A 19,654-nucleotide genomic window follows, 5' to 3' on the forward strand; every position below is an offset into this window, starting at 1 on the left:
CTCACAGCGCCTCGTGAAACGGCCGGTCTGAGATCAGATAGACGGCGGTGGTATCGGCCTCGCTGCCGGCCGGATGCAGGCGGCTGTGTTGAAAGGTTGCGGCCCGCCACTGGCCGCGCAGGTGTCGGGGATCCAGTGCGATAAACTGGGCACTGGTGTTGTTGAGCGCCACCGCAGTCACATACCACCGCCCGCTCTGCCAGCCGGCGATGGGCGTTGCAGTGATCGCTGCACCTTTCAGCAAATGGCTTATCGGCTTGAGGCTGACCGAAACCCGGTGGATACCCGGCGCGGTTTTCAATAAGCGCGCTGGGGCATAGAGCTGCTGGGCAGCAAACCGGGTCAAGGTCACCAGGCCCGGTACCCGGGCGGAGTTCTTTGCAGAAGCGCGTCGGGACAACTGTTGCGCGTCGGATCCCGTGCTTGGGTCCGCCTCGCTGTCGGCCGGTTGCTGCCGGAATTGGATTTCCAGCGGAGGCGCAGGTAAATCCGGATCGTTTTGGGCACTCAGATCGATCAGCACACTGCCCTGCCCGGCCAGATCGCGGACTTCGATACGCTGGGTCTCGAACGGGGCGTGGGCTAACCAATAGACGGTGCCGGCATTGCTTTGGGTGCGTAATTGACTGGCCAGTTGCGGCGGGATGCCGACCCGGACCTCACCGGGAAAGCTTACCCGGCGTTCGCGGTCTACCGGTAAGGTGATGCGTAGCGGTACTTTGTCCCAAAACAGCCGTTCGACCGCTTCATCGGCCCAAGCACCATGACTGAAGGCCAGGCACAGGGACAGGAGTGAGCCGATTCCCGGGATGCCGGTTGACTGCTGATTAAGGACCTGTTTCATGACCACCTCTCGCGCGCGAAATCTCGGTTTCTTCGTTCATGTCGATGCGTTGGGGCCCCTCGGCACCGAAGCCGCTCAATGCCAAACCCCAGGGATTGAGTTCCGGATCGACGTCGTAGCGCACCACCGTCAGCGGATAGCGAATCCGGACCTGTTTGACGTCCATGCCTCTTACCGTTTCCTGTATGCTCAAATCCAGCCAGACCTGCCAGGTTTGCGGATCGATGACCGTCACCCGGCGTTCTTCATAGCCGCGCCCGGCGACCGGTTGAATCGAGCGCACCCGACCGGAGAGCTCGCCGCGTTGGCCGCGGAGGGCGAGGTCGTTGCTCAGGTATTCGCGAAAATCCGGGGTCAAATAGGCCGCCATGCGGAAAATCTGTTGGCCGTAATCGCTCTCACCGTTGCTATCCCAGTGATTGAGCTGCTGGAAGATATAGGCGGCAAAGGCATAGACATGGGCCGGTGCCAGGTCATCGGCTTTGACCACGGCGCCGGAGCGCAGATCAGGCGGAATATGGATGCGAATAGCGGTGCGGGCGGCATGCCAGGCATAGCCCAGCAGCCCGATCATGATCATCAGCCCGGCGATGACCGCACGTAAGCTGGTGATATGAGCGGTGAGCCGGCTGTTCACATCTTGGTAGCGCATAAGTCTCAGCGGCCCAGCCGGGGCGGTTGGGTTCGGCCCAGATCCCAGCGGCCGCCGCGCACGATCAACTGACTGGAACGCAGACCCCGGTGCTGGAGCCAGATGATCAGCCGATGCTGATAATAATGATCAGGCCGGCCGCGTTTGATGCGTTGAAACAGTGTCGAACCCACGACGATGGTCAGGAGTACACCCAGCATGGCCAGTCCCAGCCCCATGGCCACGACGCCAAAACAGGCGGCGACGACTAAGCCGGTCGGCAACCAGAACAGCGTGGCCAGCAGTAAAATCAAGCCTAACTCCGATTGCGTGCTGCCGCGGAAGATGACCGGCTCCTGATTGAGCCGGTCGGCCAAGAGCTCGGTGGGCTGGTCCATGTTTAAATGACGTTGGAGGCTTCAGTGAGCAGGTAACTGATAAAGATCATCACGCCGGCTGCGACCACAGCGGTCAACCCGACTTCACCCCATTCGGCTTTGCCGGTGCGGGCTTCATTGAATTTAGAGATGCTGATCCAGGCAATCCACAGGAAAGCGACCACGGCCAGCACCAGGCCGATGACCAATCCGGCATCTTTGGCATAGCCTTTGATCAAGGTCAGCCAGTCGCCGGCTTTGGGGGCATTGCTGGGTGCGACCGCGGTCGGTAAGGCAGCAACCAACTGGTCACTGAACAGCAGCAGACCGGTCGCGGCGGCCAGCAGTTTGGGATAGAGTGTGAGTTGCAATCGCTTCAACATAAGGAGGTCCTCTGATAAAAAACGCATTAACGGAGTAAATAACCGAGTAACAAAGCCACCACGGCGCCGCGCATGACCGCCAACAGCAGGTCATAAAAAACCCCTTGACCGGTTTGCCAGGCGTAAAAGTGCGCATGAGCGAGCCAGGCGAGCCAGATCAGATAAATGACCGCCAGTACCCCGGCAATCACCAAAACCAGATGCCCGGGTGCCACACCACCGGTTGACTGCGAAAAGGCTGAGACTTGGGCATCCGTCATGGTTAAAGTCAACGCCGGTAATCGCCTTGCAGCGGCTGAATACGGCGTGCCTGACGGGGGGATGTCAGATGTTCCTGAATACCCAGTTTGATCCGTTCGATATCCAGCAGGAGCCAGTCGTACTGAAAGTGCACCCGGCCGTCTTGATCCGCTTGCGCCTGGGCGGCGGCAACCAGCGGTTCCAGGCCGTCCAGTTCATGGATGAGCCTGGCCAAGGCAGCCCGCTCGCCATCGGCATCGGCCAGGACCGACAAGGGCACACAAAGCAACAGCAGCAAGATCCCATTTTTACAGCGCATCGGCATGAATACCTGAACGAGAAAAGATGAGGGCTATTGTTGATGACCGGCCAGCAAAAGCCTATTGAAAACCCTAACTCAACAGGTGAGGGTTAGCTGCCTGTTGGTGACCATCAGTCCGGTTGGCCTCGACTAAGGCTTTCTCCTTACAACGAGTCTGCATTTTTTCAAGCTATAAAGTTTTAAATGCGATAACCAGTCTGACACAGGGGCCTGACACACAGAGTAACCGATGGATTTGTGGACGCGTCCTGCGGACCGGTCCGAGCAGAGCCGTGTGGATAAGTCATGGACAGCGTTCCTGCTGACCACAACTTACCCACACTCTCGGACCTCGCGCCCACGAAATCCAGCGGTTTAATAACCGGTTGAAGAGATTGGTCTTAAAGGCAGTGAATTCGAAAAAACCCAAATTTGCTTGATGGGTTGTTTTGGCTTATTGACTAGGGCAGGCTAATGGGTGACTCCTTTGCTGGGGTCGACTTTACAACCAGCATCCCTGAATTACTTGGAGATTAAATAGGGGAAGACGTAGCACTTCTTGTATATAATAAAGAAATTAGCCTTCTCCGTACTACTAGTTTATATCTGAGATATATGTGGGATTTAATTTCGAAGTTTATAAAATCGTTTGATCATTTGGACGATTTGTTATTGAATCCGCGGACTGATAAACCGAAACATCCACTCCAAATATCTTATTCGAAAAATAATCAAGCGGCTAATGAAGAGGAGTTATGCCGAATAACGCTGCCATCACCCCAAACTGTTTATCAATACGCTAAAGTTTTAGGAGTACCTTTGTCTATTATTTTAGATAAATTAAATACTGATGGATTTCGATGTTTTCCTAGTAGCGAACTTGTGCCGCGATCTCGTGAAATATTAGATAATATGTATCGTGATTTGCAATCTGACCCTAATAAATTTGTTTAGGCGGAACTAAGAAGAAAAGAATCTGAAAAAATTCAAATTGAACAGGCGTTAAAGCTAACCATTACACCTCCTAAAGGCTATCAGCCTCCAACATGGAATGGAAGTATGTATTGTTATAAATGCAAATACTCGTGGCGTTCAAAAAGAACGACCCCACCCGGCAAATGCGCTAAATGCGGTTCTCAAAAAATCGCACCGATCACATGATAAAATCAACTTTAATTCAAAAAAACAGATAAGCGACTAGTATCAGCAATTCTCAATTTAAAACCTTAGCTTGTATAATGTTTATTTTTGTAACCTGCACGGAAGCTTATGGCCAGTCCCTTTCATACCTCAACGAAACCGGTACCCTTTACAGCGCGCTCATTGATTGACAAAACCCGCACCGCATTTAGCACGCTGCCGGACAGCCGAAAAACCGCCACCAGCAACAACCTGAAATATGCCGTTGAAGATGCCGCGTTAAGCGCATTTTCCGTATTTTTTACTCAAAGTCCCTCGTTTTTAGATTATCAGGTGCGCATGCAAAAAACCTATGGGAAAAATAATGCGCAATCGCTGTTTGGCGTGCACTCAATTCCCAGTATGAATCAAGTCCGGACCATTCTCGACCCAATCCCGCCGCAGCAGGTCTATCCGGTATTCGCGGACATTAGCGAGGGGCTCCATCAAAACGGTTATTTAGATCCTTTCCGGCGTACCGGCAACACCCTGCTCATTGCACTGGATGGCACTGACTTTTTTGCCTCGGAGAAAATCGCCTGCCCACAGTGCACTCGGCAAACGATGAAGAGCGGCAAAACCTTGCATCGCCATACCGCCGTGACGCCGGTCATCGTGGCGCCGGGGCAAACCCAGGTGGTGCCCTTGCCGCCAGAGTTTGTCCAGCCGCAAGACGGCCAGGAAAAGCAAGACTGCGAACTGGCCGCGGCCAAGCGGTGGCTGGATGCCTGGGGCGCACGGTATGCACCGTGGCGTGCCACCTTACTCGGCGACGATCTGTATTGTCATCAAGATTTTTGCCAAAGGGCCATCGAGCAGGGCTTTCATCTCCTGCTGGTTTGCAAACCGGATTCCCATTCCACGTTATACGACTGGCTCGCCGATTTTGACCGTACCGGGCAGGTGCAAGTCGGGGAACGCAAACGCTGGAACGGTAAACGGCACATCACCGAGCATTATCGTTACATGCATCACTTGCCGCTACGTAACAGCGACGACACCTTGATGCTCAATTGGTGCGAATTGACGGAAACCGACGAAAACGGCAAACAGCTCTACCGCAATGCCTGGGTGACGACCCATGCCATCGACGATGAGACGGTCATCGACATCGCCGCTTCAGGCCGGTGCCGTTGGAAAATTGAAAACGAAAACAATAACGTGCTCAAGAACCACGGTTATCATTTCGACCATAACTTCGGTCACGGTCAACACCATTTAGCGAATTTGATGGCCACCCTAGTGCTACTCGCCTATTTGCTTCATACCACGCTGGATTGGGTCGATTCCTATTTCCGTGCCGTGCGCGGCTTGCTACCCTCACGGCGAACTTTTTTTGAACATCTTCGTGCTTTAATGCAGTATCTTCCATTCGATGACTGGGATCATTTAATGCAGTTTATGCTTAAAGGACTTAACGGCACAATTCCTGACTCCGGATAGGGTTTTAAAATGAGAATTGCTGGACTAGTATAAACAACTTGAAATATGTTAGATAATATATTGTTTTAAATTGATAATATTAGAGCAAATGGCACGGCCTTTATCCCCACTGAAACTGAATATTGAGTTACAAGACATTTTACAAACAATCGCTCGGAGTCGCGAAGCTCCCCATAGCTTGGTGCAACGAGCTGAGATAGTGTTGTCGGCAAGCACAGGGAGCTATAACAAAACCATCAGCCAAGACTTGGGGTTATGCGAAGAGACGGTTGGTTTTTGGCGAAAACGCTGGGTTGATAACACCGCTGAATTGGAAAAATTTAAGAATAAACCCAAGCAGTTACGAGAAGCGGTCGGTCAAGTGCTGGCGGACAGACCGCGCCCAGGTAGCCCCGGTACATTCACGGCAGAACAGATTTGCCAATTGTTGGCGGTTGCCTGTGAAACGCCCCCGGAACATCTCAGTCACTGGACGCAACCAGAGCTCGCGCGAACAGTGATCAATCGGGGTATTGTCGCCAACATATCAGCCAGCAGTGTCGGGCGTTTTTTAAAATCAGGGGAATTTAAAACCCCATCGGATCAAATATTGGTTGAATCATAAGGTCGATAATGAAGCGGACTTTCGGCAAGACGTGAGAGCGGTGTGTAAACTTTATCACCAAGCACAGGAGCTTCATGAGTCGGGCGTGCATGTGATTAGTGTTGATGAAAAGACGGGCATTCAGGCACTGGAACGGATACATCCCGACCATGCGATGTCCAAAGGGAAACTGGAGTTGCATGAGTTTGAATACACGCGGCATGGCACACAAACCCTGATAGCTAATTTTGAAGTGGCTACCGGTAAAGTCATCTGTCCCACTCTTGGCGACACCCGGACAGAAGACGACTTTGTGGCTCACATCCGGGCAACGGTAGCAACCGATCCCGATGCAAAATGGGTGTTTGTCGCCGACCAGCTCAATACCCATAAGTCGGCCTCGTTGGTGGCATGCGTGGCGGAGCTCTGCGGCATAAAAGACGCATTAGGCGAGAAAGGCAAATCCGGTATTTTAGAGAATATGGCTTCCCGCGCAGACTTTTTACAATGCTCTGATCATCGTATCCGTTTTGTGTATACGCCCAAACATTGTTCATGGCTTAATCAGATAGAAATCTGGTTCGGTATCCTGAGCCGTCGGTTACTAAAACGTGGGAGTTTTCCATCAAAGGAAGTTTTAAATGCACGCATTCTGTCATTCATTGAGTTTTTTAATGTGACTTTAGCAAAACCGTTTCGATGGACTTATATTGGCAAACCTCTGCTTGTTTAGATTATCGAATGTATTTCGGAAGCTGGGTACTAGTTAAGGCAAAGATTTTGCTCGATACTCTGCCAACAGCTTATGTAATTGCTCATCGACATGTTCTAAAGCTGACTGGGGATCAATCCACCAATCTGTTGACCAGATACGAATTACCTTCCAACCCAAGCATCTTAATACCTGCTCTCTTAAAAAGTCACGATCTCTGGCAGTAGCAGAACTATGATAACTAGCGCCGTCACACTCAACAGCACTCAGATACAGACCAGGCGCATCAGGATTAATCACACCAAGATCAATTCTGAATCCAGATACACCCACTTGAGAATGCGTTACCCAGCCTTTTGCATGCAGCCTTTCAGCTACGGCTTGTTCAAATGGTGAGTCAAAAAAGCCACCTGGGGCACCAACTGCTTCAGTCAATGCGGAAACACCACGTTGAGCATATTCAAGAAAATGTTTTAAATCCCTGATACCTTCGGCAGCGGTACGCGATAAATCGATTTGTTCCGGTTTTAATGAAGCAAACACATGCATTTCTTCTTTGGCTCTGGTTACCGCAACATTTAATCTACGCGTGCCACCGGCTTGATTCATTGGGCCAAAATTCATACTCAACTTACCGGCAGCATCTTTACCGAAGGTGATAGAAAAATAAATTAAATCACGCTCATCTCCTTGAACGCTTTCTAAATTTTTAACAAATACAGAATCAAATTTGTCTTCAGCAAAGTGCGGTTCTATTTCCGGGTATTGACTACGTGCTACTTCAAATAAATCACTTATCAATTTTTGTTGATCCATATTAAAGGTCACAATGCCAATTGATTTATTAAAGCCAGATTGACGTAATTTGGTAACAATATCCTCGACAATCGCTTCCGCCTCACCTCGATTGATGCGATTTTGGCCTTCCTTATAGATAGAATCAACTGCGTGATAATGCACTGACATGCCGCGAGCATCATTATTCGGAAAGGTAACTAGCTTACCACCATAGTATTTATGATTAGAAAAGGTAATTAACGATTCACAGCGTGAGCGGTAATGCCAATTTAGATTTATACAAGGAATGTTTGCGGCTAAGCATTCATCTAAAATAGATTCCATATCCTCTTCAAAATCATCGGAGTATTCATCATTGCCTGATTTCTTAGCAAAGAAGGAGCTGGGTGAAAGCTGCTTTGGATCACCGACCACAATAGCCTGTTTAGCTCTTGCAACTGCACCAATTGCATCAGATACAGTAATCTGACTAGCTTCGTCGAATATAACCACATCAAACGACTTACTATTTGCAGGAAGATATTGCGCAATACTCATGGGACTCATCATCACACAAGGGGTCAATTTGGTAATCACCTCCGGCATCTGACTCATTAATTGCCGCAACGGCATGTGGCGTGTTTTCTTTTGAATCTCACGCGCTAACACACCCCACTCAGATCCTTTTTCGATGTCTTGTGCTTTAGGGATATTGCTAGCTAACAGGGCCCTGACATATTCCTGAGTAAGCTGCATAAAATCAGTATCTAACTGATGGTATATTTCGATTTTTTGACGATGTTCAGCCGGAATAAAGTTTCTCAACACCTCGTCATAATCAATAACCGAATTAACCCACCAACGTGAATAATTAACCAATAACAATTCTTTTGCGGATAAACCATCAGTATACCCTTGTTCAATACCTTCAATTAAAGGGGCTAAGCCAGCGGAAATAGCATCCTGTCTCACTTTTCGCCAAGCACACCAATAAAACAGTTTATTTTTGTGTGCTAACCAGGCATCACATTGCTCAATAACCCGTTGGAAGAAATCATTCTCCCCTGTAGCTTTAAAAACATCCCCTGCTTGAGAGCCGATAACGGTAGCCAATTGTTCTGCATGTTGTTGATAGTGACTAAACTGCTCTATAAAGGCTGTGCCTTTAGCACCGATAGTCGCATTGCGCTCTAGTAATTCATTTTGATCTATCACTAACAGTGAGATATGCTGCTTATTAGCAGCCATTTGTCCAGCATTTGTACTCACATTTGCCAAAGCACTTAACACACCATCCATCCAGTCACATGCCGTTCTAATCCATACGGTATCCGAATCTACGCCTTCCCAATATTTACCAACAACAGATGACAGATGTTGATATTTAAGAATTTTTCCTTGAAAATTCTTGGCCTCAATTAAAACATCGAAATCATCCGACATGTGTTCAGGATGAATTTTTTTACCTATATTTTTTCCTAATGCTTTTTTGACCGAGCGTTTTCCCAGCCACTTGGCTAAAAACCATTTCTCTTGAGATTCCAGCCACTTATCTTTAAGATCTTCCAGATCACAGTCCAATGCAGCGCGTCTAAAATGGTTTTTGACGCCCTTCATTCGGCTATGAAACTGTTCAACCAAGTCAGACAATTCCAGTAGTTCTTTACGCTGCACTGGCGCTTGTGGCAAAAAACCAAAACCGTAATTTTCAGCAAAAGCATCTGGTAACAGCACCGCTAGTTTTTGTAATGCAACCAATTGAGACAATTGGTTAAAGGTTAAATTTAATCCTAAGTGCTGTGCATACTCATTAGATGCAAATTCCAGTGCTTTAATTACTTGCTGCGCACCACCTGCTAAACCTAAGACTTCACTTTGCCAAGTCGGCGACCATTCGCCAGTCGTAATTTGTGAAAAAACATCCAAACCGATGCCTGTTAACTCAATACTATTGGCGTCAATACGGTTAGTAATGTCATGCAGTGCTTCAAACGTCTCTAAGGAATGCTCGGCCGGACTGTGCCAGTGCAATTTCACCGCCGGCACATCACTGTACTTGATGACCACGCCCATCGCTTGATGTGGCGTCAGTCCATTTGGATAACGATGATGTAAGCGATCCACATATTTATTCAAATCGCTTCTGACTTGCGCTAAGCGTTCTGCGTCTTTTTCCCAATTCTGTCCTGAAATATCAACAGCGCCCCAAGCCTTACCTAGTTGCGCAATAACATCTGACTTTTTGGCTTTTGCAGAGTGTAATTCAAGACAATGCTCGCCTAAACCAACCTGGTACAAGCGGCGATAAACAACTTCCAGAGCCGCAGTTTTTTCCGAAACAAATAATACAGTTTTCCCAGTCGCTAATAACTGAGAAATCATATTAGCAATGGTCTGACTTTTACCGGTACCGGGCGGCCCGATTAAAACAAAATCCTTACCTGCTTCTGCTGCATATACAGCAGCAATTTGCGAGCTATCGGCTAGTAAAGGGATAAACGTATCTCTGGGGTGTCGGGAAGCATCGAGATGTCTAGGATCTGGAAATTCGATACCCGTTCCGGTATACATGTCTCGGGGGCTTTCAATCAAATGTTTAACTACCGCACTTTCTTTTAAGGCATCGACACGTTCACATAAATCGTTCCACATCAAATATTTCGCAAATGAAAAGGTGGAAACAACCACGCTCTCTTCAACCTCCCAACCAACAATCTCTTTTATCTTTATACGCAGAATATTTAAGATTTTCTTAACATCTAAACCATGCTCATCGGTCGGCAGATTGCCTTCTAACTCAGGAATTTCAAGTGCAAAATTTTGTTTTAGCATTTCCAACAAGGTGGGATTAAATCGCGGCTCATCCTCATGGGCTTGCAACTGAAAACCTGAGTTCACACTTTTACGTGTAATTTCAATTGGAATTAAAATCAGTGGAGCTCTATAAATTCGCTGTGCATCTTTACCGTTAGTCCACTCTAAAAATCCTAAAGCAATATAAAGAATATTGACACCACTTTCCTGAACTGACTCCTTCGCTGAGCGGTAAAGTTCCAACAAATCTGTAGTGAGTTTTTTACTATCCGAGTTTGCAATCAACTCTTTTCTGGTTAAGTGCCGCTGCAATTTTTCAGAAAGCAAATTTTCCTGATGTTGTTGCAAATGCAAATGCTCCGAGCGCGGATCAGTGTCAACGTTTAAGGTATCAATCGATATAATCTTAAATTTATGATTGTCAGCCAGCATATCTTCAAGACTGGCTATATCGAGGCAATTGATTTCAATTGCTCTGGTACGACTGGTAAAGTTTAATAAGCGATTACGCATAGTTAAATCCAGCAACTGACGCTTCCAGTTTTCTATGCGTGCTTCTGGCGTATCAAAAATGGTCTCCGGGGCATTATTAGCATCAATACTTTGCTCAGGAATGTCGGTGATAATTTCAACAGGCAATTCAATTTCATCAACGACAATATTTGCCTGATACCCGCCAGCTAACTCTATATCAGACAATGGTTTAATACGAGCGGATCTAGCGCGCTTAATATCAATCGCCAGAACAAATTCCGCATCATTATTTAACTTGTCTTCAGCTTCTTGTTTGGCCAAACTAAATTTAGCCGGTGGTTTATTAGTACAAAGAGTGGTTTCAAATACAATCAATTCATTTAATTGACAGCGTTTACGCAAAGCTTGAGCGTCATAAATCACCGCAGATGAAAGGTCGTCATCACTCAACCAGCAACCCGTAAAGGCATGACCTTTAGTAAAGATAACCAACGCATTTAAACCTGATTGCTCAAGGCAAGATGCAAATAATAACGACGTATCCAAACACGTTGCCAGACGGGTTTCTACTATTTTTGAAGGTAAGCGCACCCGTTGCCCTTCTTCTTCAAAACTAGCGGGTGGAGTTGTATAGCTAAGATCCAACTTGCACACGGCACTCCATAGAGCACTGACAATATTAGCCACGCGTCGTGGATTTTTGGATTGATAACCTTCAATCGAAGCTAACTGACCACTGACTTCAAGCATCTTCGATGCATCGCGTAAAATGGCTTGCACGGCTTTATCATTAGGTTGCACAAAAGCCGCCAGAATTTCCGGCAATATCCTCGTGCCCACCCACTCATCTTTAGCTAATAATTCAATTTTTTTTGTTTTTACATCAAGAAGTTCTACGCCTGATCTTAGAGTGAACGTCATTTCACCCAGTAAAGATTCGTGTACGGCTCGCAAAAAATCGGCATTTAGCTCAACTCTGATATCCTCTAAAATGACTTGGGTATCAGCTGCAAGCTTATCGATAAACCAAGTTCGCTCAATAAGAAAACAGGGCGAACTAGTTAAAACCAATTCAAGATCACGAAAATTTTGCTGGCTACTATTCCTTAATTCGATTTCTGTAATTAGTGGCAAAGAATTTTGCTGAAAAGCTAGGTTAAGCTTAGGAATAACAGAGGTAATGATCGCTATCTTTTTATCTTGCATGATGAATATCCATATTTTTTTCTGAAGTACATTTTTTTAAAATCAGATTCAAGAATCTGCTTGGTAACGATGATTGCCACGGGTATACAGTTTGCCGAAATCGACGGCGTCAAGCCTTGCAATCAAGCATTATTGGGCGAAGTTCTATTATTCGGTCAACCGATAGTAGAATAATAGACCCCAATAGCATTAGCAATTTATTAAATGTCCAATCCCCGTCTCATCTGCTTTCTTCATACCTTCTTTGAAATTTGGGAATGTTTCAACATGAAATGGTACTGCGGTTATTCGATCGGTCCCCAACGGGCGGCAAGGCATTGCTGCGAATGTCGCCTTGGTTTTATTGTTAGCCTTCATTTCGGTAATCTGAGCGTTTGACGGCGAAAATCATCGCCCCTACCCCGCTACAAATACTTCTTAAACGTCGAAGCCATGACTCTGACCGAGACAGCAAATAACACGGCAAACGGCAGAACGATCAGGTTGGGGTGGATGCTGTCGGGAATGGCCAGATAGAGGATCCAGGGGGTGATCAGGGCGGGATAGATGATTTTTTTGGCCCAGTGGTAGACAAACGCGCTTTCCCGGCCGCCGCTCCAGCGCCGGATGTCGCGTTGCACCAGACCGTCGGTTAGGCCCAGCAAGGCGAGCAGGATAAAGGCCGGCAGGGCCAGGGTCAAAACCGCCAGACGCACGGCAAAGATACGGATGACGTTGATGGCCGCTTCGATATAGGCGTGAACCTGTTGATAGGCCGCGTGTAAGCGGCGTCTGAAGGGTTGGTCGTTGACCCCGGCGGTGGGCGTTGCCAGCCAGATCACGGCGGCTTGCAGTCCGGTTTTATGGAAGGTCAGGTCATAGCATTGATCGGCAAAGCGCCGGGCAAAGTCGGCCGGTCGGGCTACGATGACGCTGCGTTGAAAATCGTCATTCAGAACACGCAGTTCCTCTTCCAGCATACGCTCACTGTGTTGACTGCCAGGCGCCTGCCAAAAGCCCGTGGCCATGCCCAGCCATTCCAGCAGTATCGAGAAGCACAAGGTCATCAGCAGAAAGATGACGGCTTGCAGCGCTCGCGTCAGGGTTGCCGCGAACAGCCCCGGCTCTGCGGTTGGTTGCGCGGCCGGTTGAGTTTGACGCGGCGCTGCCACTCAGACAGCCCACCAGTGGTCGCTGGTCATATAGCGACGGTTCATTTCCTCGGCGACTTCCTTCAGGGTGTTGGGCAGCAACGTATCATTGGTTTTGGTAGGCAAGGGCATGCGGATTTTCCAGAGTTGACCACCTTCCAGCAAGGCAAAGGCCTGACCTTTGGGTAAGGCCATGACGGTGGCCGGGGCTATCATCGGCATCTCGGTCACCGAGATCCTATCCTGGTTTTGCGAGGTAAAATCGATGGGGGAATGAGGATCGGCGGAATCGTTGACGCCGGAGACTTCCATGATGGTGCTGATGTTGCAGGTATCGAGTTGCGTGGTGAGCATTTCGGCGGTGGCCAGTTCCTTGACCCGAAGCATGATCAGGGTATTGAAGTTGCCGGCCACCTGCCCGGCTTTGGCTTTGTTGCCGATCCGGGCTTCGACATCGGACCAGGTTTGGGTATAGGCGGTGACTTGAAAGCCGGAGCCCCCGGCTTTGTTCAGCAAGGGGATAAACTCATCACCGATCAGTTCGTTGAATTCATCGGCATGCAGGGAAATGGTCGGCAGTGTCTGGGTTTTTTCGGCATCGGGCAGGCCGCGGTCGGTGCCGTGCTTGTAGATTTCCCCGGACACCGAGACCAGATCGGCAAACATCGAATTGCCGACGGCGGCAGCAACAGCCATGTCCGATAAGGCATCCAGACCCACATAGACAATTCCTTGGCGGCGGATGATCTGCCGCCAGTCGATGATGGGCCGGGTATCGGTCAGGTCGGTGTAGTCCGGGGAGATCAAGGCGGCGGTTTTACCGGTGATCAGTTTTTCCATCAGCGGCAGTAAGGAGGCCACAATTTTATCGAAGTAGGTTTTGTCGTATTCAAAAGCCGAGCGCAGGCCGTCGGCGACGGCGTCGTAAAAGCCTTGCTCTTTGACATAGCGCACCAGGGCAATGACTTCCGGCGAGCGGCCTTTGAGGGCAAAGGGCAAGTCGCGTTCGTTGATGGTGGCGGCCATGCGTTGCACCTGCTGTTCCCAATCAGGCGGTGCCACCTCGGGCAGCCAGTGCCGGTAGTAGTCGGTCAACAGCGGTTCGATGTGGGTGATATACCGGGTGATCAATTGATAGTCGGGGCGTTTGCCCATTTTGACCAGGGCCACGGCAATCATGTTGGTAAAGCGCCAGGCAAATTCCCGAAACGCCGCCGAGTTGCCTTCGCTGGGCAAGGGATTGGTCAGGCGGGTAGCGACTTCAGTGATCCGGGAGAAATTGCCGATGGCGTTATAACGGCAGGAGATCTCCGGATAACCCAGATGGAAAATATAGAGGGCTTTGCTGCGGCCGGCGCGTTTGGCCTCCGCCACCACGCGTTTCATCAGTTCGGCATCGCCTTTGGGATCGAAGACGATGACGGTATCGCCGCGGGCGATATCCTGGGTGATCAGGAGTTCGGCCAGCCGGGTTTTGCCGACCCGGGTGGTGCCTAACACCAGCATATGGCCGACCCGTTCCCGCACATCCATGGTCACGGTCTGTTCGCGCCATTCCACGGCATGAATCGCCGCTTTCCCGCCGACCGGCGGTAAAGGCGCCACCGGATTCCACCAGGCTGACCGGTGGAGCAGTTTGGCCAAGCCGTTCAAGACCGGCGTGTGTTCCCAACGGATTTCCAGACGCCGGGCTAACTGATACAGGGCTGAAGGTTCGATGTAGTGTCTGACTCGAGGATTGAGTGTGTCGCGTAAGCGCTGGCTGTGTTGTTGCTGCCAGAGGAAGCCTTTACCCAGAAACAAGCGCTGCCGGCTGACCGGGATCGCGCGGGCGGTGATGTCATAGCGCGTCAGTTTGCGCATGTTGCGCTGGTAACGCAAGACTCTCCACGCGTCCCGTGTGCGGCTCAGGCCAAACCCTGTCAATAAGGCCGCGGTGGCATAGGCGACCGAGGGCGTCATCATCATGGCCCAGGGTGCCAGGCCCGCAATCAGCGCGCAACTGAAGGCGCAGGCAGCTGACCAGAGCTCCACCGGCGGCCGCAACAAGGCTTCCAGCGGATACTGCGTCGTCATTGTTCGATCCGGGACCCGGTGATCAGCACCGGGTAATGAGCCAGGTCCAGTTGCCGGGCCAGCGCATCCCCGGCCACCGGGTAAATGGCCAGACCGCCGGCGGCTTGTTGCAGTTGCTGTAATTGCGCGGCGGTGGCGACGTTGACGGCAAGACCGAGGGCCTGATGGCGTTTCAGCGCGGCTTGATGCACCGCCAACCAGCGCAGCGACAACGGATCCGCGCCGACCATGAAGACCGGCCGCTCCAGATAGCGCCGGTCGAGGCTGCGGGCCTCGACTTTACCCGGTGACAGCTTGGGACTGGTGACCGGTAACGGCTCGAGATGCACCGCAAAATCCGCTGTCACCGGCGTTTGCACGTGGACGGTGTCCGGCTGATCCGGCAACCGTGTGGTGCGGCCGCTGTCATAAATGACCACCGGTGCGCCGACACTGAGCATCGGCACAAGCAAGACGAGCAGACTCAAGGCGAGGGATCGATTGGGCATGGTTGATTCACTGCGTTCGCTGAGAAACGTCCGCATTGTGGATCATGGCCCGCTTAAAGCGAACTCAAAACCCTGTTTTCAAAGGCCAGGGTTTTATCGAGTGAAGGTTTGCCAGGAGTATTAGAAAGGCAAGGCGTGTTAAACGCAGGCGGCGCAGGCTCTAAAAGCTGTGAAAACACGAAACAAAAACCGGGGCCGATGGCCTCAGCCCCGCAGCGTTTAAGGGTTAACCGCGTCTTTCAGGTTTTTTCCGGGTTTGAAGCCTGGAATGTTGGCGGCCGCAATAGTGATGGCTTCTCCGCTTTGGGGATTGCGTCCGGTGCGCTCGGCGCGGGCCTTGACGGCAAACGTGCCAAAACCGACCAAAGCGACTGAATCGCCGGCTTTTAAAGCGGTTTCGATGGTGTGGAGTAAACCGTCCAGCGCCCGGCTTGAATCGGCTTTGGTTAATTGGGCGTGCTGAGCGATGGCATCGATTAAGTCGGCTTTATTCATAGAAGAGGTTCCTGAGTGTTAATGAAAAGAGGGTGCGCGTTATTTATAGTAGAGAAATAAAAAATCTTCACGTCCTGAGGTTAATTTTTCTTGGCAACCTGGGGGCGCTGAAGCCTGTCCTTACCAGGATTTTGGGCTAGGGAGTCGTGTTTCGAAGGCCCTGTTCGCGTTAATCGTAGCTGTCGCCCCGGCACGGATGGCCGGGGTCCAGAAGCCATGGATGACCGAGCCCCTTGCCCGGCACCTTCGCCAGCCTGAAATACCGTTAGTCTTTCAGCGCGATAGTCTCGGCCCGGTCAACGATGTCCAGGGTTATTTTACCTTCCTGCGCTAACCAGCCGATACTGCGGTGAATGATTTTTTCTTCTTCCGGAAGCTCCCGCATCAATTTGGCTACCGGGGTAGCGCCATGGTCTGCGAGGTATTGCCAAATAAGGCCTGCAGTCAGGCCGATACGGTCTTTTACGGTGATGTCCGACGTCGCTACCGGCTCGACAAGCAGATCTTCAGCCGTCTTGGGTGCTTTCTGCAGGACATTGGGTTTTTTAGGTGCCGCTTTAGCTGGCGTCACTTTGGCAACAGAAGGCACTTCAATGGTAGCTTTGGCCTCTGCAGCTTGAACCTTTTTAGGGAGTTTCTGAGCGGGGCTGGACTTTTTAGGCGCCGCTTTAGCTGGCGTCACTTCGGGCGCAGCGGGCACTTCATTCTTTGTTTCGACCTGCTCGGTTTGAATCTTTTCAGGGGGTTTCTGAGCGGGGCTGGGTTTTTTAGGGACAGCTGTTTCGGGGGTGGATTTTGGTTTTTTCATAATGAGATAAATAATATAGAGGACAAAAATAACTATCAACACGTCAGACATCACGTTTCTCCCTGGCAACAGGGTGATTTTACGCGAGATTCGAAATCAAAGTACCAGCCAATTGAGGATGATCGTGGAATGCTGGCGATGCGCTGCTGTTGTGTAGCCACTGAGGTTAATCACTACAGCGTATAGTTGGGCATGTGCAGGGCTTGTTCTTTGTTTCTGTCGACCAGGCTGCGTTGCCGTTCATCTTCCCAGATGTTGATGCCCTGCTCTTGGGTGATCTGACCTCGCTCGATCATCAGGCACAACCCTTCGCGCAGGCCCGCCAGTTTTAAAATGATCGGATCCTGCGGATACGCAGCAATGTGTTTGCGCCAATCATTATTAATGGTGGCATCGTGACAATAATCGGCTTGCGCCGGCTCTTGGGCGTGAGCGGCGGTGGCTAATAACAGCAGGTTTAACAGAATGGCCAGTTTCATCGTTGTTCCTCGGGTTGGAAGAGCGTTAACACGGTCAGCGGCACTCATCAACACCACTGACGTTCGCACGGGATGCCATCGTTGTCCCCATCCATTTTGGTGTTGGGGCAGTTCTCCAAATAGAAAGTGGCTTCTTCACAGGATGCCATCTCTGAACACCACTCTTTACCCTGACATTGAAACCGAGGTGCTCGTGTCTGTAATGTCGGCAGGCTGGCTGTAACGGCTTGAGGCGCTGTCTGTTGAGTCAAACCCTGGACTTTAATCCACGCGGCTATGCCAATTGTCACCGCTATCAGGAGGATAACAGGCTGGCTATTGAAACTTTTGGGGGGTCGTTGCACCTGAGGCCATTGCGATGGCAAGTTGGCCTTGTTTGAAGAGGCTTGGTTTTCAGGGACTTTACGTGGGTTGGGTAAGTCTTTGTCTAATGGCAGCAATGACCAGGCGTCTGGGCTTATTGTGTCTTCTTTGACACCCGCTATCCGGGCATTGATGGCACGGGTTTTACCGTCACGATCAACACTGACGTGATAGAAAATGACATCGCCAACCACAGGTTGTCGGCCCCGGTTTTTAAAGGCGCTAATATGAATAAACAGTTCGCCCTGACCGGTTTCAGGTTTAATGAAGCCAAAGCCCCTCGCCTCAATCCAGCGCGCCAGTTTCCCTTGTTGCGTACTCATGTTTTGATTCATGTCGTTCAGTGTAACGGTTCAGGTCTTGATCGGTTGATTTAGCTTAGTGCAACTTGCGGGCTTTTTCCGGCTTTTTACCGGGCGTAAAGTCTATGGTCTGGTTACAATGAGGCCCTGTCCTGTTAACGACCACTGATGAGTAAAGCCATGCCGGAACCGCGATTGTTGTATATCCATGACCCGATGTGCAGTTGGTGCTATGCGTTCAGCACGAGCTTGCAGGCGTTGCAACGGGATTTACCGCCGGTGATAGGGTTTCATTATGTGCTGGGCGGCCTGGCGCCGGACACCACAACACCGATGCCACTTGAGATGCAGCAGGCCATTCAGCAAACCTGGCGGCATATTGAAACAACGGTGCCCGGAGTGCGGTTCAATTTTGACTTCTGGACCGCGACCACGCCGATCCGTTCCACCTATCCGGCCTGCCGGGCCTTATTGGCCGCCAGAGAACAAGGCCCTGACTGTGAAACACAGCTGTTACGGGCCATTCAATCAGCCTATTACCAACAGGCTCGAAATCCATCGCTGCTTGACACGCTTGAACAATGCGCTGCGGAAGTTGACCTGGATACGGTTGCGTTTGGCCGAGCTTTACGGAGTCCCGAGATTGAGCAGGCTTTACAGCATGACATTCAAACGTCACGGAATATGGGCGTAACGGCTTATCCGTCGTTACGCTTACTGCATGAGGGTCAGCAGTCGGCGATTACCGTTGATTATTCCACCCATCAAACGATGCTGGAGCAAATTGCCGGTCTGCTCAATCCAGGCTAACCGGTCTCTTTGTAATTTGATTTGGCTTGCGGATCTTCGGCGACAATTATCCTGTCCGGTTGGCGACAACTATCTTGACCGGTTGATCAATACCTGGGACAACGGTATGGTTAATAGCCTTCTGAGCCAAGGGCCTGATGCCCGCCCTGAACACGGGCCAGCTGTTTGATTACCCGTTGGGCGTACTGTTTGGCCCGTTGCCGTTGGGCGGGCTTTGAGCCGGGTGAATGATAGCGGCCGATGGCGCTGGGCCAGGTGCCGGTCTGTTGATAGTGACTTTGAAGGATCTTGGCACCGGTGCGGGTATTGTTGAACGGTTCCAGGGCTTGCCAGGGCGAGCCCAGTTGCTGCCGGTGATAGCGCCAGTTGACTTGCATGAGGCCAATATCGATCAAATCGATGCCTTGTTTTAAATAGGCCGTCAGTCCCTGCCAGGCCGCTAAGCGGGTCGGATAGCGTTTCGGCAGGCCGGCTACATTCAGGGTCCAGGGCCAGGGCCGGACTTGGCCGTTAGGCAGTGTTTGACCGCTCTCGGTCACCGCAACACTGTATAGCACCGCCGGCGGCAGGTGGTGTTCAGCGGCGATGCGTTGATAACTGGCCGGTATGGCCTCATGGGCAGTGCCGGGCTGAAGCCAGACACAACACACTATGGGTAGGCTGCGGCCGACCCAGCGGAGCAAGGCAGTTGGGTTCATCGATGGGTTCTCGCGCCGCTCAGTCGGGTCTGTTATGACAC

General features: G+C 50.6%; 20 protein-coding genes. 5 read left to right on the forward strand and 15 right to left on the reverse strand.

The window, feature by feature from the left end; translation table 11 throughout:
* Nucleotide 1: 1 nt before the first annotated feature.
* Genes GO003_RS20845 through GO003_RS20870 form a run of 6 tightly spaced genes read right to left on the reverse strand, consistent with a single transcriptional unit; the run spans nt 2 to nt 2,794 of the window.
* Nucleotides 2-844, reverse strand: coding sequence for a TIGR03749 family integrating conjugative element protein (locus GO003_RS20845; RefSeq protein WP_159657758.1), 843 nt, complete (start codon nt 842-844; stop codon nt 2-4).
* Nucleotides 828-1,496 (reverse strand): PFL_4703 family integrating conjugative element protein, encoded by a 669-nt coding sequence (locus tag GO003_RS20850; protein WP_159657756.1) that lies wholly within the window; start codon nt 1,494-1,496, stop codon nt 828-830. Before GO003_RS20850 ends, GO003_RS20845 begins: the two co-directional genes overlap by 17 nt.
* A 5-nt stretch (nt 1,497-1,501) precedes the next feature.
* On the reverse strand, nt 1,502-1,873 hold the full coding sequence (locus tag GO003_RS20855; RefSeq protein ID WP_159657754.1) for a TIGR03750 family conjugal transfer protein: 372 nt from the start codon (nt 1,871-1,873) through the stop codon (nt 1,502-1,504).
* Between the two features lie 2 nt (nt 1,874-1,875).
* Nucleotides 1,876-2,235, reverse strand: a complete 360-nt coding sequence (locus tag GO003_RS20860) for a TIGR03745 family integrating conjugative element membrane protein (RefSeq protein WP_159657752.1) — start codon at nt 2,233-2,235, stop codon at nt 1,876-1,878.
* A gap of 26 nt (nt 2,236-2,261) precedes the next feature.
* Nucleotides 2,262-2,495 carry a TIGR03758 family integrating conjugative element protein gene (locus tag GO003_RS20865; RefSeq protein ID WP_159657750.1) on the reverse strand — a complete coding sequence of 78 codons (234 nt, stop codon included), beginning with the start codon at nt 2,493-2,495 and terminating at the stop codon, nt 2,262-2,264.
* A gap of 8 nt (nt 2,496-2,503) precedes the next feature.
* Nucleotides 2,504-2,794, reverse strand: coding sequence for an integrative conjugative element protein, RAQPRD family (locus GO003_RS20870; RefSeq protein WP_206444710.1), 291 nt, complete (start codon nt 2,792-2,794; stop codon nt 2,504-2,506).
* 597 nt (nt 2,795-3,391) lie between these two features.
* Here GO003_RS20870 and GO003_RS20875 point away from each other — a divergent pair.
* The 4 genes from GO003_RS20875 (at nt 3,392) to GO003_RS20890 (ending at nt 6,714) form a co-directional block, all read left to right on the forward strand.
* A complete protein-coding gene (locus tag GO003_RS20875) occupies nt 3,392-3,730 on the forward strand; it encodes a hypothetical protein (RefSeq protein WP_159657746.1) in 339 nt (112 codons plus the stop codon).
* 315 nt (nt 3,731-4,045) lie between these two features.
* Nucleotides 4,046-5,398, forward strand: coding sequence for an ISNCY family transposase (locus GO003_RS20880; RefSeq protein ID WP_231089122.1), 1,353 nt, complete (start codon nt 4,046-4,048; stop codon nt 5,396-5,398).
* An 88-nt stretch (nt 5,399-5,486) separates the two neighbouring features.
* On the forward strand, nt 5,487-6,002 hold the full coding sequence (locus GO003_RS20885) for a helix-turn-helix domain-containing protein (RefSeq protein WP_231089123.1): 516 nt from the start codon (nt 5,487-5,489) through the stop codon (nt 6,000-6,002).
* Nucleotides 5,992-6,714 (forward strand): transposase, encoded by a 723-nt coding sequence (locus GO003_RS20890; protein ID WP_269144433.1) that lies wholly within the window; start codon nt 5,992-5,994, stop codon nt 6,712-6,714. Before GO003_RS20885 ends, GO003_RS20890 begins: the two co-directional genes overlap by 11 nt.
* A gap of 33 nt (nt 6,715-6,747) precedes the next feature.
* On the opposite strand, the gene GO003_RS20895 is transcribed toward GO003_RS20890, so the two are convergent.
* The 8 genes from GO003_RS20895 to GO003_RS20930 form a co-directional block, all read right to left on the reverse strand.
* Nucleotides 6,748-11,964: a DUF4011 domain-containing protein gene (locus GO003_RS20895; protein ID WP_159656048.1), complete on the reverse strand. Its 5,217-nt coding sequence runs from the start codon at nt 11,962-11,964 to the stop codon at nt 6,748-6,750.
* A 404-nt stretch (nt 11,965-12,368) separates the two neighbouring features.
* Nucleotides 12,369-13,115 (reverse strand): TIGR03747 family integrating conjugative element membrane protein, encoded by a 747-nt coding sequence (locus GO003_RS20900; RefSeq protein ID WP_159656049.1) that lies wholly within the window; start codon nt 13,113-13,115, stop codon nt 12,369-12,371.
* Nucleotides 13,116-15,170 carry a type IV conjugative transfer system coupling protein TraD gene (traD, locus tag GO003_RS20905; protein ID WP_159656050.1) on the reverse strand — a complete coding sequence of 685 codons (2,055 nt, stop codon included), beginning with the start codon at nt 15,168-15,170 and terminating at the stop codon, nt 13,116-13,118.
* Nucleotides 15,167-15,694 carry a PFL_4695 family integrating conjugative element protein gene (locus GO003_RS20910; RefSeq protein WP_206444662.1) on the reverse strand — a complete coding sequence of 176 codons (528 nt, stop codon included), beginning with the start codon at nt 15,692-15,694 and terminating at the stop codon, nt 15,167-15,169. The genes traD and GO003_RS20910 overlap by 4 nt, the downstream gene beginning before the upstream one ends.
* 183 nt (nt 15,695-15,877) lie before the next feature.
* The gene (locus GO003_RS20915; protein WP_159656051.1) at nt 15,878-16,153 is read right to left on the reverse strand and encodes an HU family DNA-binding protein; all 276 of its coding nucleotides are present in this window, start codon (nt 16,151-16,153) and stop codon (nt 15,878-15,880) included.
* 265 nt (nt 16,154-16,418) lie between these two features.
* Nucleotides 16,419-17,012, reverse strand: coding sequence for a winged helix-turn-helix domain-containing protein (locus tag GO003_RS20920; protein ID WP_159656052.1), 594 nt, complete (start codon nt 17,010-17,012; stop codon nt 16,419-16,421).
* A gap of 122 nt (nt 17,013-17,134) precedes the next feature.
* The gene (locus tag GO003_RS20925) at nt 17,135-17,440 is read right to left on the reverse strand and encodes a hypothetical protein (RefSeq protein ID WP_159656053.1); all 306 of its coding nucleotides are present in this window, start codon (nt 17,438-17,440) and stop codon (nt 17,135-17,137) included.
* Between the two features lie 47 nt (nt 17,441-17,487).
* Nucleotides 17,488-18,126 (reverse strand): excalibur calcium-binding domain-containing protein, encoded by a 639-nt coding sequence (locus GO003_RS20930; RefSeq protein ID WP_159656054.1) that lies wholly within the window; start codon nt 18,124-18,126, stop codon nt 17,488-17,490.
* Nucleotides 18,127-18,285: 159 nt separating this feature from the next.
* Between GO003_RS20930 and GO003_RS20935 the strand changes: the two genes are divergently transcribed.
* On the forward strand, nt 18,286-18,915 hold the full coding sequence (locus tag GO003_RS20935; protein ID WP_231089124.1) for a DsbA family protein: 630 nt from the start codon (nt 18,286-18,288) through the stop codon (nt 18,913-18,915).
* 110 nt (nt 18,916-19,025) lie between these two features.
* Here GO003_RS20935 and GO003_RS20940 read toward each other — a convergent pair whose 3' ends face one another.
* A complete protein-coding gene (locus tag GO003_RS20940; RefSeq protein WP_206444663.1) occupies nt 19,026-19,613 on the reverse strand; it encodes a transglycosylase SLT domain-containing protein in 588 nt (195 codons plus the stop codon).
* Nucleotides 19,614-19,654: the final 41 nt, after the last annotated feature.

It is taken from the genome of Methylicorpusculum oleiharenae (assembly GCF_009828925.2).
GTDB classification, from domain to species: domain Bacteria; phylum Pseudomonadota; class Gammaproteobacteria; order Methylococcales; family Methylomonadaceae; genus Methylicorpusculum; species Methylicorpusculum oleiharenae.

Coding starts and splice junctions, on each gene's coding strand:
- GO003_RS20845 (WP_159657758.1), bottom strand. CDS start 844: ATGAAACAGGTCCTTAATCAGCAGTCAACCGGCATCCCGGGAATCGGC.
- GO003_RS20850 (WP_159657756.1), bottom strand. CDS start 1,496: ATGCGCTACCAAGATGTGAACAGCCGGCTCACCGCTCATATCACCAGC.
- GO003_RS20855 (WP_159657754.1), bottom strand. CDS start 1,873: ATGGACCAGCCCACCGAGCTCTTGGCCGACCGGCTCAATCAGGAGCCG.
- GO003_RS20860 (WP_159657752.1), bottom strand. CDS start 2,235: ATGTTGAAGCGATTGCAACTCACACTCTATCCCAAACTGCTGGCCGCC.
- GO003_RS20865 (WP_159657750.1), bottom strand. CDS start 2,495: ATGACGGATGCCCAAGTCTCAGCCTTTTCGCAGTCAACCGGTGGTGTG.
- GO003_RS20870 (WP_206444710.1), bottom strand. CDS start 2,794: ATGCGCTGTAAAAATGGGATCTTGCTGCTGTTGCTTTGTGTGCCCTTG.
- GO003_RS20875 (WP_159657746.1), top strand. CDS start 3,392: ATGTGGGATTTAATTTCGAAGTTTATAAAATCGTTTGATCATTTGGAC.
- GO003_RS20880 (WP_231089122.1), top strand. CDS start 4,046: ATGGCCAGTCCCTTTCATACCTCAACGAAACCGGTACCCTTTACAGCG.
- GO003_RS20885 (WP_231089123.1), top strand. CDS start 5,487: ATGGCACGGCCTTTATCCCCACTGAAACTGAATATTGAGTTACAAGAC.
- GO003_RS20895 (WP_159656048.1), bottom strand. CDS start 11,964: ATGCAAGATAAAAAGATAGCGATCATTACCTCTGTTATTCCTAAGCTT.
- traD (WP_159656050.1), bottom strand. CDS start 15,170: ATGACGACGCAGTATCCGCTGGAAGCCTTGTTGCGGCCGCCGGTGGAG.
- GO003_RS20910 (WP_206444662.1), bottom strand. CDS start 15,694: ATGCGGACGTTTCTCAGCGAACGCAGTGAATCAACCATGCCCAATCGA.
- GO003_RS20915 (WP_159656051.1), bottom strand. CDS start 16,153: ATGAATAAAGCCGACTTAATCGATGCCATCGCTCAGCACGCCCAATTA.
- GO003_RS20920 (WP_159656052.1), bottom strand. CDS start 17,012: ATGTCTGACGTGTTGATAGTTATTTTTGTCCTCTATATTATTTATCTC.
- GO003_RS20925 (WP_159656053.1), bottom strand. CDS start 17,440: ATGAAACTGGCCATTCTGTTAAACCTGCTGTTATTAGCCACCGCCGCT.
- GO003_RS20930 (WP_159656054.1), bottom strand. CDS start 18,126: ATGAGTACGCAACAAGGGAAACTGGCGCGCTGGATTGAGGCGAGGGGC.
- GO003_RS20935 (WP_231089124.1), top strand. CDS start 18,286: ATGCCGGAACCGCGATTGTTGTATATCCATGACCCGATGTGCAGTTGG.
- GO003_RS20940 (WP_206444663.1), bottom strand. CDS start 19,613: ATGAACCCAACTGCCTTGCTCCGCTGGGTCGGCCGCAGCCTACCCATA.